At 48.3% G+C, this 12630-nt stretch carries 13 protein-coding genes; 10 read left to right on the top strand and 3 right to left on the bottom strand.

All coding sequences use genetic code 11. From position 1 onward, the window contains the following. Positions 1 to 10: 10 nt before the first annotated feature. From BLX24_RS24895 to BLX24_RS24870, 6 genes are all read left to right on the top strand, one after another. Positions 11 to 421, top strand: a complete 411-nt coding sequence (locus BLX24_RS24895) for a Rieske 2Fe-2S domain-containing protein (RefSeq protein ID WP_083422166.1) — start codon at positions 11 to 13, stop codon at positions 419 to 421. 41 nt (positions 422 to 462) lie between these two features. Continuing rightward, entirely contained in the window at positions 463 to 1272 is an 810-nt protein-coding gene (locus BLX24_RS24890) for a PepSY-like domain-containing protein (protein WP_071505935.1), read from the top strand. Positions 1273 to 1373: 101 nt separating this feature from the next. Further along, positions 1374 to 2324 carry a hypothetical protein gene (locus BLX24_RS24885; protein WP_071505934.1) on the top strand — a complete coding sequence of 317 codons (951 nt, stop codon included), beginning with the start codon at positions 1374 to 1376 and terminating at the stop codon, positions 2322 to 2324. Between the two features lie 250 nt (positions 2325 to 2574). Continuing rightward, entirely contained in the window at positions 2575 to 3639 is a 1065-nt protein-coding gene (locus BLX24_RS24880) for a Kelch repeat-containing protein (protein ID WP_083422165.1), read from the top strand. Then, entirely contained in the window at positions 3629 to 3958 is a 330-nt protein-coding gene (locus BLX24_RS24875; RefSeq protein WP_083422164.1) for a DUF4907 domain-containing protein, read from the top strand. Before BLX24_RS24880 ends, BLX24_RS24875 begins: the two co-directional genes overlap by 11 nt. Before the next feature lie 16 nt (positions 3959 to 3974). Further along, positions 3975 to 5294: a DUF4270 family protein gene (locus BLX24_RS24870; RefSeq protein ID WP_083422163.1), complete on the top strand. Its 1320-nt coding sequence runs from the start codon at positions 3975 to 3977 to the stop codon at positions 5292 to 5294. A 64-nt stretch (positions 5295 to 5358) separates the two neighbouring features. On the opposite strand, the gene BLX24_RS24865 is transcribed toward BLX24_RS24870, so the two are convergent. Then, positions 5359 to 6261, bottom strand: coding sequence for a glycosyltransferase family 2 protein (locus BLX24_RS24865; protein ID WP_071505931.1), 903 nt, complete (start codon positions 6259 to 6261; stop codon positions 5359 to 5361). Positions 6262 to 6578: 317 nt separating this feature from the next. Here BLX24_RS24865 and BLX24_RS24860 point away from each other — a divergent pair, with 317 nt between their 5' ends. Next, complete coding sequence (locus BLX24_RS24860; RefSeq protein ID WP_071505930.1) at positions 6579 to 8060, top strand: type III PLP-dependent enzyme domain-containing protein; 1482 nt, start codon at positions 6579 to 6581, stop codon at positions 8058 to 8060. Positions 8061 to 8064: 4 nt separating this feature from the next. Next, positions 8065 to 8193 carry a hypothetical protein gene (locus BLX24_RS33940; protein ID WP_262483000.1) on the top strand — a complete coding sequence of 43 codons (129 nt, stop codon included), beginning with the start codon at positions 8065 to 8067 and terminating at the stop codon, positions 8191 to 8193. Between the two features lie 70 nt (positions 8194 to 8263). Here the strand turns inward: BLX24_RS33940 and BLX24_RS24855 are convergent, their stop codons facing one another. Next, complete coding sequence (locus tag BLX24_RS24855; RefSeq protein ID WP_071505929.1) at positions 8264 to 8782, bottom strand: D-glycero-alpha-D-manno-heptose-1,7-bisphosphate 7-phosphatase; 519 nt, start codon at positions 8780 to 8782, stop codon at positions 8264 to 8266. A 158-nt stretch (positions 8783 to 8940) separates the two neighbouring features. After that, a complete protein-coding gene (locus BLX24_RS24850; RefSeq protein ID WP_071505928.1) occupies positions 8941 to 11553 on the bottom strand; it encodes a valine--tRNA ligase in 2613 nt (870 codons plus the stop codon). A 236-nt stretch (positions 11554 to 11789) separates the two neighbouring features. Between BLX24_RS24850 and BLX24_RS24845 the strand changes: the two genes are divergently transcribed. Together BLX24_RS24845 and rpmF are read left to right on the top strand one after the other, a co-directional pair. Further along, entirely contained in the window at positions 11790 to 12335 is a 546-nt protein-coding gene (locus tag BLX24_RS24845) for a YceD family protein (protein WP_071505981.1), read from the top strand. An 82-nt stretch (positions 12336 to 12417) separates the two neighbouring features. Further along, positions 12418 to 12612 (top strand): 50S ribosomal protein L32, encoded by a 195-nt coding sequence (gene rpmF / locus BLX24_RS31805; RefSeq protein ID WP_083422162.1) that lies wholly within the window; start codon positions 12418 to 12420, stop codon positions 12610 to 12612. The last annotated feature ends 18 nt before the right edge of the window (positions 12613 to 12630 follow it).

Here is a 12630-nt window from a genome sequence, read left to right as displayed (position 1 = left end):
GAGAGAAAGAATGATGAGCCGGTATGAATTTCTTAAATCGCTTGGTTTAGGTGGTGCCGCTTTGATGGTATTGCTTACATCATGCCGACAGGAGGAGGTCGTAAAGCCGGAAGGACCAGTCGATTTTGAGCTTGATATGGAGTCTCCTGATAATGCAGTTTTACGAATGAAAGGCGGATATGTAGTAGCAAACGGCGTCGTTGTTGCCCGTACGTTTCATGGACTTCTGGTCGCCGCCACCCGTACGTGTAGTCATCAGAAAAACAATACCGTTGTGTTCCAGGACAATGAATTTTACTGCCCGGTTCACGGTGCGCGGTTCGATAACAAAGGGGTTGGCCTGAACGATTATGGCAAAAAAGGCCTGCGTGTGTATAAAATTATGCCTTTACCTGACAACAAAATACGTGTCTTCTCTTAAGTTTCAATTCAATTAATTTAACCGCTTAATTTTTAGTACAAATGAAAAAGCAATTTCTGCTTGGGCTGCTTGCTATTGGCTTCGCCCTAACCATGAACGCCTGTAATAATGATCAGTCATTGGTAAATCCGGATGATTCTGCAACGGCAACTGCTACAGGGGCGGCTCGCGCTGCTACTGATTCAGCAGGCTTTCACAGCAAGAAAAAACTGACTAAAATTGAAACGTCTGCCTTACCTGCGGCTATCACGGGCTACATTACTACAAATTATGCCGGAGCCACTGTCGACTATGCTGCTAAGGATGACGATGGCAACTATTTCGTAGGAATTACACAAAGCGGAACGCGTAAAGCCTTGCTTTTCAATGCAGATGGTACATTCAATCATGAAGTGAGTCTGAAAAAAGGCCCTGGCAAGGGGCCCGGCGGCAAGCGGGATAGCCTGTCACAAATAGCCATTACGAATTTACCTTCTGCCATCACCAGCTATATCAGCGCAAACTATGCCGGTGCCACAATCAATATGGCGGTAAAAGACGATAACCGTGGCTACCTGGTTATGATTACGGTCAATGATACCAAAAAGACCCTGCTGTTTAACACCGACGGTACATTTAATCAGGAGCTGGTAAAAGTATTGCGTGGTAAGCTGACCGAAGTTGCCGCGGCTGACTTACCCGCTGCCATCACGACGTATATTACTACTAATTATGCCGGAGCAACAGTTAAAAAAGCCGGCAAGCTGAGCGACGGACAATATGTGGTGAGCATCAAACCCGCCAGCGGGAATCCGGTTGATCTGCTCTTCGCTGCCGACGGTACATTCAAGCAGGTGCTGAAGCATCGTTAAGACATGACTCGTGTGCCGGAGCCTCTGGCTCCGGCACATTTTTCCATATTTTTCTGATCTTATCTTATTGAGTAAAACTTTACATCGTTCAGTGAAAGACCATGAAACGCCTGAGCATGCTTCTTTGGCTGTTAATGGAAGGACTAACGGGGTTTGCGCAAAGTGTAACGGAGTATTATCAACCTCCTGCTGAGCGTCTGGGCCTGATAAGTCCTTTACCGGAAGTCCCTGGCTGGGATCAGGATAAGCGTAAAACCGCCTATAAACGGGCCAACTTTGAGCGGTTAATAACCCGTTACGGAAACGCTTATATTACTGACCGCTGGTATGTGGGCTTTGATGGTTTCTTACGCACAGACAAAGGTTCGCTAAGCCAGACATTCAATGGCCTGGTGTCAACAAAAGCTGTCAGCCAGTTAGGCTGGAGTGCTATGTTCGGTTGGGTCGGGCGCGAAAAATGGGCTGCAGAAATTGGATACGCCCGATCCGCCGTTCATACATTGTTTATCATCAATCAGCAATCGCCGTTAAGGATTCAGGCTGACAATGACAGACAAGGTATTGTGTTCAGGGGCAGGCGGTTGATGCGCTTTAGTCAGTTGCCTCAGCTGGGTGGTGCTAAAGGTGGTTTATGGCTGGGCCTGGGTGTCTGGCTGTTACCAAATGCACCGAAAGATCCCTCTGTTGTACATTTAATAGGATACTCGTCCCGAACGCCCCGCAGCCGCCCTGACACGCTACGGCTGGTGTCGAATACGACAATCAGTCCGCATGTGACAGGTATGGTGGAAGCTTCGGCCGAATACATAGCCAACCTTGGCGGACGTACTGAGATGAGCGTTTTTGTCCGTAAAAACCGGGGGCTGGGCAGTTCACTGACAACCAACCTAACTTATCAGGTGAACAGCAACGAACAGCAGCAAGCCTGGCTGCGGGGAACCGGTACGGGGTGGTCCGTCGGCATTGTGCTCCGGTATAGCTATGGGCGGCAATATGACCTGCGGCGCATGCATAGAGTGGGTGATTTACAAGGTAACCGAAAGCAGAAATAAACAGAAAATATGCCTGAAGCCGTTGTTTGAGGCATATTCAACTGCTGAATATTTATATGTGGAGTAGTAAAGGGCATCTGGCATTTGCTGGTGCCCTTTTTTGTTGCAGGGCCGTTGCAGAAAAACTACAATTAACCTTTTTTAACAAATTTATAACCTTAGCGCTGCAACAGACTTTTTGGGGCGGACGTACAGATTTATACAAAGGCCTTTGTATGTGTACTCAATTTTAAACCTAACTAGTTGCCGTATGGATAATTTACAACGACACAATACGTTTCAGCAGCTCAAGCAAAAAGCCACCCTGTGGGCAAAGCCCGGCAGTACCTTTATTGATACCGTAAACAGCCTGACCCTTGTGATGGCCTGGGTGGTGGGCGGTGGATTAATAGCCGGCTGCGCCAGCAGCGACTCAACAAGCCCGCTGGGTGACTGGCGCCACCGGTCCGATTTTGAAGGGGTAGCCCGCAATGCACCGGCTGGCTTTGTGATCGGCAATATAGCGTATGTCGGTACAGGATCTAATGCTGATAATGAGCGGTTAAAAGACTTCTGGGCATACGATGCCAATAAGAATACATGGACGCAGCTGGCCAACTTTGGCGGCGTTGCCCGTTATGCCGCCACCGGTTTTTCGGTAGGGAATAAAGGATATATCGGTACCGGTCTGGACGTGAACAGCGACCGGCTGAAAGATTTCTGGGGGTATGATCCGACTACAAATACCTGGAAACAGGTGGCGGATTTTGGTGGTACGGCCCGGCGCAATGCCGTTTCGTTTACCGTGGGGAGCAAAGGGTATGTCGGAACAGGTTTCGATGGCAATTACCTGAAAGACTTCTGGTCGTATGATCCGGCCAGTGATCAGTGGACAAAAGTGGCCAGCTATGGCGGCGCGAAACGGATCGGAGCCATCAGCTTTGTGATCAACGGTCTGGCCTATGTCGGAACGGGTAACAACAACGGCACTGCCGAAAAAGACTGGTGGGCCTATGATGCGTCAAGCGACACCTGGATTGAAAAGGGCGATTTTGAAAGCGAAGAATTGGTTTCCCGGAGTTATGCCGTTGCCTTTGCCATTGGCTCAAACGGCTATGTAACCCTGGGTGATGGCACAACGACTGTCTGGAAATACGATCCGGTTAATGACAGCTGGAGCGAAAACGGTACGTTTGAAGGCGCTACCCGCGCCTATGCCTTTGGTTTTGCCATCAACGGAAAAGGCTATGTGACAATGGGCAGCAACGGGACCAGCCGTTTTGATGATTTGTGGGAATTTGATCCAACGATAGCGCAGGATACAAGTGAAAACTAAACGGCTCAACCTGACCAGACTGATATTGGTTGTTGCGGGCCTGGCCGGCATGGTTGCTTTCCAGTTCTATAAAAAACAATCGCCTTACCAGCTTCATGTCTTCAGTACGCAGAAAGGCTGGGGGTATACCATCATCAGCCATGGTGATTCACTGATTTACCAGCCGACGATGCCGGGGCTGGCTGGCCAGAAAGGATTTGCTCGGGCAGAGGATGCCCGGCAGGTTGGTCAGCTTGTTATTCATAAAATGGAAAACGGCCATTTCCCGCCGACACTAACACAAGCCGACCTTACTCAACTGGGCATTACGACCCGATAGAAAATCACCTAACTACATGATGCGATCCCTGTTTCGCTCCGGTCTGCTGCTTACAGTAGCCGGAGCCTCGCTACTTTCATGTCTTTCCGGAGACCCCGATGTCGGGCAGAGCGTGATTGACCCTTATCAGTTACAGACCCAGCTGGTTGATTCAATTACGGTAAAAACCTATACCGTAATTGAGCCGGATTCGTTTGTGACGGCGACAGACAGCAGCCTGCTCATCGGTCAATGGGCCGACACGCAGACGGGTAAGCTACAGGCAAAAGGCTACGCCTCGGTTGATTATGCGGCACATACACTATCTGACCAGTCCGGCGTTCGGTTTGATTCGCTGGTGCTGGAACTGCCGTATTCATTCTCATACGGCGATACAACGAAGGCTTTTACGCTGCAGGTCCATACGTTGCAGGAGCCGTTGACCGCGGGAGCTACGTATTACAACTATAACTCAGCGGTTTATCAGGCCACGCCGCTTGTCAGCAAAAGCTTCGTAGCCTTAGGCCGTGGTGAAACCCGGCAGATCCGGATGCGTTTGTCAGATGCATTAGGGCAGGCATTTTTCGCGAAACTGGTCAGTAAGGAGATCAACGATACCGAAACAATGTGGGCCTACTGGAAAGGCTTTGCCTTTACAAACGGAACCACCGATAATGTTATCTGGGGCATTAATACAGGATCCGAAAAAACCGGGTTAAGGCTGTATTATCACCTGAATGACATGGAAAAAACATCGTCGTCGGTCCGGTTTCCGATTGGTGGTACGCATTTTACGCAGCTGACGAATGATGCTACGGGATCGGCCGTACAATCGTTAAAATATAAGCCACAGGTACTGCCCAGTGCGGCGACGGGCCATCAGACGGCCATTGGTGTCGGGGTGGGTTTCCGGACACGGATTGAATTTCCGTACCTGAGTCAGTTCGCAAAGCCGGATGCGTATCTGGGCTTGAACCTGGCCCAGTTGCAGGTCAGTCCGGTACGTAAAGTGTTGTACGACAACACGCCGCCACCCGACCAGCTGGCGCTGTATGAGACAAACTCTCAAAATGAACTTGTCAGTACTGTGCCGGCACTGGCAACAGGTACCACAAGTGCCGTTGCCGGTTATGAATACCTGCCAAACGAGCTGGAACTGTCGGACATGTATGTGTTTGATATTACCAAATACATTGGCGATATCCTGAAAGGCGATGCGGTTAACCGCCCGCTGATTCTGACGGTGCCTGCCAGTACGGTTAGCCTGAAAACCGCCCTCAGACGGGTAATGATCGGCGATCAGGAGCTGTCAACCGACCGGATCCGGTTACGGATTGTATTGACCTCAGGGCTTTAACCCCGCTGTACGAAAAGTAACGCCCGCGAACAGTTTGCTCGCGGGCGCTTTTTTTGCAACAGACTCAGGCAAACCGGTGGCGCAGGCTTTCGGATTCGGGTGCACCCCGCAAAATAAACCAGGCGAGCCGGGCATTCCGGCTGTTTCTCAGATACCGGCGGGCAATTTTCAGCGTGTAAAACAATCGCATGGTCAGTTGCACTGGCCGGCTGGTATGTTTCCGGAAATAGCGGAACAGCGAAATGTAATACTCTTTTTCCGCCGTCGGACTCGACTCGGTACTGCCTCCGCCGATGTGTAGAAATTTTACATCCGGCACCAACATCACTTTCCAGTTGGCCTGTCGGAGTCTGAGGCATAGATCTTCTTCTTCGCAGTACAAAAAATAAGAAGGGTCGAACCCGCCTACCTCCAGAAAGGCTTTGGCTCTGGTAAATAAAGCACTACCTGTAATAACCGGAACCTGAACTGGTTCATTATATATTTTTTGACGTTTAGGATACGCTGCCGGATTAAACCAGCGGACAATAGCATGGCCTAAAAGTTTGGAGCCAACGGTCGGGAAATATGTGAAAGAGGGCTCCTGATCCCCACCAGGGCGGATCATTTGGCCGGTGCAAAGGCCAACATCCGGATGATCATTCATATAGCTGCTCAGGCGACTGCATAAATCGTCGAGCAGTAAACAGTCATTATTCAGAAAAAAATAATAATATGAATCTGGATCTACTGCGTTTAAACCGAATAGATGACCTCCCGAAAACCCTAAATTACGATCACTGCGGACAATCTTGAGCTCAGAAACCACCGTTAATGCACTAAGCTTTTGATAATCCTGAATCGACGAGCCGTTGTCAACAACAATGATTTCATAGTTGACAGATTTACTCTGCTCTCTGACTGACTCAACACAAGCCAACGTATGATGACTGGAATTATAGTTAATAATAATAAAGGAAACTTTCATGATAAACAGGACTACAACCTACTTTAGAAACGGTTAGTATCGTAATTACGAAAAAAAATATGATATTATTATAATTAATAACGGATTCCCAACAAGGGCATAAGGTTGGGATGAGGCTGTCAAAAAATAGAAAACCGAAGAACGCGTTTTATTTTTTAGCGCGGAAAGAATCAAAAAAAGGTATTTTTATGTTGTCTCTATATACAAAAATGGTATTGCTTTATAGCTAAATTTCTGCCATTTTCGCAAGCTTTTTTTAGGACTTACAAAACGCGACCGCACAAGCGGACTGCCTATTTTATGCGCCGGACAAAGGGATGAAGACCTACTACGACCTCATTGACCAGACGTTTGAGTTCCCGACATTAGAATTCAACGTTGAGAACGACTCACTGTTGTTCAACAATGTACCACTGATGGACATTGTTAAGGAATACGGTACGCCGCTTAAACTCACGTATTTGCCGAAAATTACGGAGCATATCGAACATGCCAAGCTGCTGTTCAAGAATGCCATGAAACGGCATAACTACAAAGGGACATATACGTACTGTTATTGCACGAAGTCATCCCATTTTCGGTTCGTGCTCGACGAGGCACTGAAGAATAACATCCATATCGAAACGTCGTCGGCCTATGATATTCCCATTATCCGGGAATTACACAGCATGGGCAAACTCAACCAGAACACGTATGTAATCTGCAACGGCTATAAACGCCCGCTATATACCCAGTATATCAGTGAGCTGATCAACGACGGTTTTACAAACTGCATTCCGGTTCTCGATAATCTGAAAGAAATTGAAGCGTATGAGTCGGCCGTAACGGCAGACACCGTAAACCTTGGCATACGGATTGCTACAGATGAGGAACCAAACTTTGCGTTCTATACATCACGGTTAGGGGTTAGATACAGCGATGTTAATGAATTATACCGCAGCAAAATTCAGCATAGCAAGAAATTTAAGCTGAAGATGCTGCACTTCTTCATTAACACCGGTATTAAAGACAGTGCATATTACTGGAGCGAGCTGAGCCGTTTTATGTATAAGTACTGCGAACTGCGTAAAATTTGCCCGGATCTCGATTCAATTGACATTGGTGGTGGTCTGCCGATTCAGACGTCGTTCCAGTTTAAGTACGACTATCAGGCCATGATCGATCAGATTGTGGAGAGTATTCAGTGGATCTGTAATAAAAACAATGTGCCTGTACCGCATATTTTTACCGAATTCGGTAGCTATACGGTAGGCGAAAGCGGGGCGGTAATTTACAGCATCATTGATCAGAAGCTTCAGAACGATAAGGAGTTATGGTACATGATCGACGGGTCGTTTATTACGCAGTTGCCGGATTCGTGGGGCCTTGGGCAGAAATACATCATGCTGGCAGTAAACAACTGGGACAATCCGTACCAGAAAGTCAATCTGGGCGGGCTTACCTGCGACTCCCATGACTTTTATAATACGGAAGCGCATAGTGCCGATTTGTATCTGCCGATTTTTGATCAGGAAGCAGAAGACCAGTATGTGGGCTTTTTCCACACGGGTGCTTATCAGGAATCGTTGGGCGGTTACGGCGGGATTCAGCATTGCCTGGTGCCGGCACCGCAGCACGTTATTGTCGACAAAGACGAAAACGGTAATTTCCGGACCCGGCTATTTGCGCCTGAGCAGAACAGTGAAGTAATGCTGAAGATCCTCGGTTATAATTCCGCAGAACCCGGACCAACGGAGCTTGATGCCACCGAAGCCGCTGATGAAAGAGAAGAACAGGAAGCGTTAATTGAAAAAGACTGACAATATGAAAAAGATGCTAATTCTGGGTAGTCTTCTTGCCGTTCTGACTATGAGCGCCTGCGCCCGTAAAGGGGCTTGTCCGGCTTATGGCACAACGCAGAAAGCCACACAAACAGCGCAACACAGAGCTTAACCGTACTGCCTCCGTCACTAGCTCAGCCGCCACCGGAAACAATCTGTTTCTGATGGCGGCTGATTTTTTATTACTGTTCGAGTACCAGTTTTGAGGCTTCCAGTAAATCAGTGGCGTGTTTATCGGCCACTGCCGGCTGGTTCGGAATCCGGTGATTGATATAAATCGTACGGACACCAACCCGCTTACCCGCCTGCATGTCGCGCAAGGCATCTCCGAAAATCCATGAATGAGCGACATCAATGTTGTATTTGGCGATAGCCTTTTCCAGCATGAGCGAGTCCGGCTTCCGTGTCAGCGAGCGGCTGGTATAATCCGGGTGATGCGGAGAATAGTAGATATCGTCAATCAGGTTCCCGCAGCAATCCTGTAGATAATTATGGCAACGCATGACATCATCGCGGGTATACAGCCCTTTAGCAATGCCCGCTTGGTTGGTAACAACAATCAATAAGTAACCGGCTTCTTTTAACAAACGCAGCCCTTCAGCCACGCCGGCAGGAATAACCATGTCCTCAACGCGGTACACGTAATCAGAACGATCTTCATTTAGAACCCCGTCTCTGTCCAGAAAAACGCACTTATTCATAGGTAACAAGTAATTCCCTTAGCTTCTAATTTCATAAACCCTCTTACAAGAGTACTATTAATTATTTAAAAATTGTAATAAAAGTAAGGGTGTGTGTAAAAAAATGATTTTGTAACAGAAAGAAAAAGCCCGGTTTGCAGACCGGGCTTTCAATATACTTACTTTAATGTAGCCAGGCTTTCCTGTAAGGCTTTAATTTTTGCCTCAGCATCAGCCAGCTTTTGCCGTTCTTTTTCAACAACATCGGGTTTAGCGTTGGCCACAAACCGCTCGTTCGACAGCTTTTTCAGCACTGAGTCGCGGAAACCAATCGAATACGTCAGTTCTTTTTCCAGATTGGCAGCCTCCTGCCCGGCGTCAATTTCACCCGCTATATCAACAAAGAACTCATCTCCCTTGATAACGAATGACGTACCGCTGGCTTTATCGGATACATATGAAACGCCGGAAACCATCGCCATTTTAGCAATCAGACTCTCAAAAGGCTTGAACCGGTCCGGGGTACCGGTTTTGATCGCCAGTGGCAACGGCGTTTTAGGGCTGATCTGCTTGCTGTTCCGGATATTCCGGATGTTGGTCACAACGTCGAAGAGGAGGTCAAAACCGGCCAGTAAGGCTTCTTCAACACCGCCCGCCTGCGGGAACGGAGCCAGACAGATTGTTTCGCCCGGCTGTCGCTCACGAATCTCCTGCCAGATTTCTTCGGTGATGAACGGCATAAACGGATGCGCCAGACAAATCAGCTGCTCGAAGAAATGAATGGTAGCCTCGTAGGTCGCCCGGTCAATTGGCTGCTCGAAACCCGGCTTGATCATTTCCAGATATTGTGAACAGAAATCATCCCAGATCAGCTTATAAATGGACTGTAGCGCATCGGAAATCCGGAATTTTTCGAAATGGTCGTTTACCTCCACCAGCGTCTGGCTGAGTTTCGAGCTAAACCATTGTACGGCTAACCCGTTTGCGTCGCCATCAATAACCGACCAGCCCTTTACCAGACGGAAGGCGTTCCAGAGCTTATTGTTAAAGTTCCGGCCCTGCTCACACAGCTTTTCGTCGAACAACAGGTCATTACCGGCTGCCGAACTGAATAGCATACCCGTCCGGACACCGTCCGCTCCGTACTGCTCAATCAGTACCAGCGGGTCCGGCGAGTTACCGAGCTGCTTCGACATTTTACGGCCCAGCTTATCGCGTACCATGCCCGTAAAATATACGCTGCTGAATGGCTTCTGTCCTTTGTATTCGTAACCGGCAATGATCATCCGGGCAACCCAGAAGAAAATAATATCGAAACCGGTAACGAGCGTGTTGGTCGGATAATAATACTTAATATCCGCATTGTCCGGATCTTTCAGCCCGTCGAATACCGACATTGGCCATAGCCAGGAGGAGAACCATGTATCGAGTACGTCTTCGTCCTGCGTCAGGTCGGCTTCGGTAAGCGCAAATAACTGCAGTTCGCGCTGGGCTTTGCGAAGGGCTTCCCGCTTATTTTTGGCTACGATGATGGTGCCATCCTGCATGTAAAACGCCGGAATCTGCTGTCCCCACCACAACTGGCGGCTGATACACCAGTCGTGCGGATTTTCCATCCAGGCCCGGTACATATTCTTGAACTTCGGCGGAACCAGCTGAATGGTATCATTCATGACATTATCGAAGGCTGGCTTCGAAATGTCTTTCATTTTCAGGAACCACTGCAACGAAAGTTTCGGCTCAATGACCGCATTGGTCCGTTCAGAGAAACCCACGTTCGATTTATATTCTTCGGTTTTTACCAGATCGCCTTTTTCTTCCAGCTCTTTCAGAATGGCTTTCCGGGCAGCAAAACGATCCATGCCGACGAAAATCTGTGCCTTTTCGTTCAGGGTACCGTTGTCGTTCAGAATGTCGATGACCGGCAGCTTGTGCTTAACGCCCAGTTCGTAGTCATTCTGATCGTGGGCAGGGGTTACTTTCAGGCAGCCCGTACCGAAATCCATCGTTACGTATTCGTCCGTAATGATCGGGATTGCCCGGTTGATGAGCGGAATCAGGGCTTTTTTGCCGTGCAGATGCTTATACCGCTCGTCGTTCGGATTAACGCAGATTGCTGCATCGGCCATAATGGTTTCCGGCCGGACGGTCGCAATCGTGATAAACTCACCTTCGCTGCCTTCGATCGCATACCGGATGTAAGAGAGCTTTTGCTGCACCTCTTTCATGATTACCTCTTCGTCGGAAACGGCCGTGAGCCCCTGCGGATCCCAGTTAACCATCCGTACACCACGGTAGATCCGGCCTTTTTCGTAAAGGTCGACAAACACATCGATAACGGAATCATAGAGAGCCGGTTCCATCGTAAAGCGTGTCCGGTCCCAGTCGCAGGAAGCCCCCAGTTTACGAAGCTGTTTCAGGATAATACCGCCGTATTTATGAGTCCATTCCCAGGCATGTTCCAGAAATTTTTCCCGCGTCAGGTCATGTTTATTGATACCCTGCTCTTTCAGCATGGCAACTACCTTCGCTTCGGTAGCGATACTGGCATGGTCGGTACCCGGCACCCAGCAGGCATTTTTACCTTCCATCCGGGCTTTCCGGATCAGGACATCCTGAATCGTATTGTTCAGCATGTGACCCATGTGGAGGACACCCGTTACGTTTGGCGGCGGAATGACGATGGTATACGGCTCCCGCTCATCGGGAGTTGATTTAAAAAACTGGTTATCCAGCCAATACTGGTACCATTTTTCTTCAATGTCTTTGGGATTATATGTTTTCGAAACCATGCAGCTTGAAATTTGTACCGATGTCCGGAAAATACAAGAGAAAACGCAGTAGCGGGCCTCACGCGGATTGCTCCCGGACAAAAACGATTTTACAAAAATAAAGCCATCAGGGAAATAAACCGGTGCTAATAAGAATTCTCTTGATTAATAAGGAGTTTAATCCGTAGTTTTTCGGAAATTCTTTCCATGGTCAAAAAGATTTCGTATCTTTGCGGCCTTATTAGCGGAAGACTGTGGTGAACGAGTTGCGTAAATACGACATTCATATTATCGGGCTGGAAGAAAAACGGTACGAGTATGACTTTGAATCGGGCGATGCCTTCTGGGAAGCGCTTGATCAGGAGCTAATTACGAAAGGTACTGTACATACACATCTGACGCTCGATAAATCATCGACAATGATCCGGCTGTATTTTCATATCCGCGGCACTGTCGAGCAAACCTGCGATCGCAGCCTTGATCTGTACGACGAGCCAATTGATGTCCGGCACCTGTTGCTGCTGAAGTTTTCGGATCATAACGAAGAACTGACCGACGAAATTGAGCTGATCGAACGGAATACGGCTACGGTTAATGTGGCCCGGTACATTTTCGAATTCATTGGTATTTCACTGCCGATGAAAAAGCTTCATCCGCGCTTTCGGGATGAAGACGAGCATGATGACGATCCGGAAAGTGACGTGAAATTAATCTATCGTTCGGATACGGACGAACCTGAAGATGACGACCAGTCGCCGGTTGACCCGCGTTGGGAAGCGCTTCGGAAACTTAATAATAATTAGACGGTATAGTTGTACTGTTTTTCAGAAAGCAGAAAACTATACGACTATACAACTATAAAACTTAGATAACTGAAACAAAGCAATGGCACATCCCAAACGACGTCATTCCAGCACTCGTCGCGATAAGCGGAGAACTCATTATAAGGCAACAGCCGTAACGCTGTCAACAGACGCATCAACAGGCGAAGTACATGAGCGCCACCATGCCCACGTATACGAGGGGAACCTGTATTACAAAGGCAAGATGATCATCGAGAACTACGCTCCTGCAGCTTAATTGCTCTGAGATTCATGT

The sequence above is a fragment of the Arsenicibacter rosenii genome (genome assembly GCF_001870735.1).
GTDB lineage: Bacteria > Bacteroidota > Bacteroidia > Cytophagales > Spirosomataceae > Arsenicibacter > Arsenicibacter rosenii.
The sequence above is the reverse complement of the archived record's forward strand: the minus strand, read 5'-3'. Positions and strand labels throughout refer to the sequence as shown.

Excerpts from the sequence above, each read along its gene's own strand:
- BLX24_RS24895 (WP_083422166.1), top strand. The coding sequence starts at position 11 with ATGATGAGCCGGTATGAATTTCTTAAATCGCTTGGTTTAGGTGGTGCC.
- BLX24_RS24890 (WP_071505935.1), top strand. The coding sequence starts at position 463 with ATGAAAAAGCAATTTCTGCTTGGGCTGCTTGCTATTGGCTTCGCCCTA.
- BLX24_RS24885 (WP_071505934.1), top strand. The coding sequence starts at position 1,374 with ATGAAACGCCTGAGCATGCTTCTTTGGCTGTTAATGGAAGGACTAACG.
- BLX24_RS24880 (WP_083422165.1), top strand. The coding sequence starts at position 2,575 with ATGGATAATTTACAACGACACAATACGTTTCAGCAGCTCAAGCAAAAA.
- BLX24_RS24870 (WP_083422163.1), top strand. The coding sequence starts at position 3,975 with ATGATGCGATCCCTGTTTCGCTCCGGTCTGCTGCTTACAGTAGCCGGA.
- BLX24_RS24865 (WP_071505931.1), bottom strand. The coding sequence starts at position 6,261 with ATGAAAGTTTCCTTTATTATTATTAACTATAATTCCAGTCATCATACG.
- BLX24_RS24860 (WP_071505930.1), top strand. The coding sequence starts at position 6,579 with ATGAAGACCTACTACGACCTCATTGACCAGACGTTTGAGTTCCCGACA.
- BLX24_RS33940 (WP_262483000.1), top strand. The coding sequence starts at position 8,065 with ATGAAAAAGATGCTAATTCTGGGTAGTCTTCTTGCCGTTCTGACTATG.
- BLX24_RS24855 (WP_071505929.1), bottom strand. The coding sequence starts at position 8,782 with ATGAATAAGTGCGTTTTTCTGGACAGAGACGGGGTTCTAAATGAAGAT.
- BLX24_RS24850 (WP_071505928.1), bottom strand. The coding sequence starts at position 11,553 with ATGGTTTCGAAAACATATAATCCCAAAGACATTGAAGAAAAATGGTAC.
- rpmF (WP_083422162.1), top strand. The coding sequence starts at position 12,418 with ATGGCACATCCCAAACGACGTCATTCCAGCACTCGTCGCGATAAGCGG.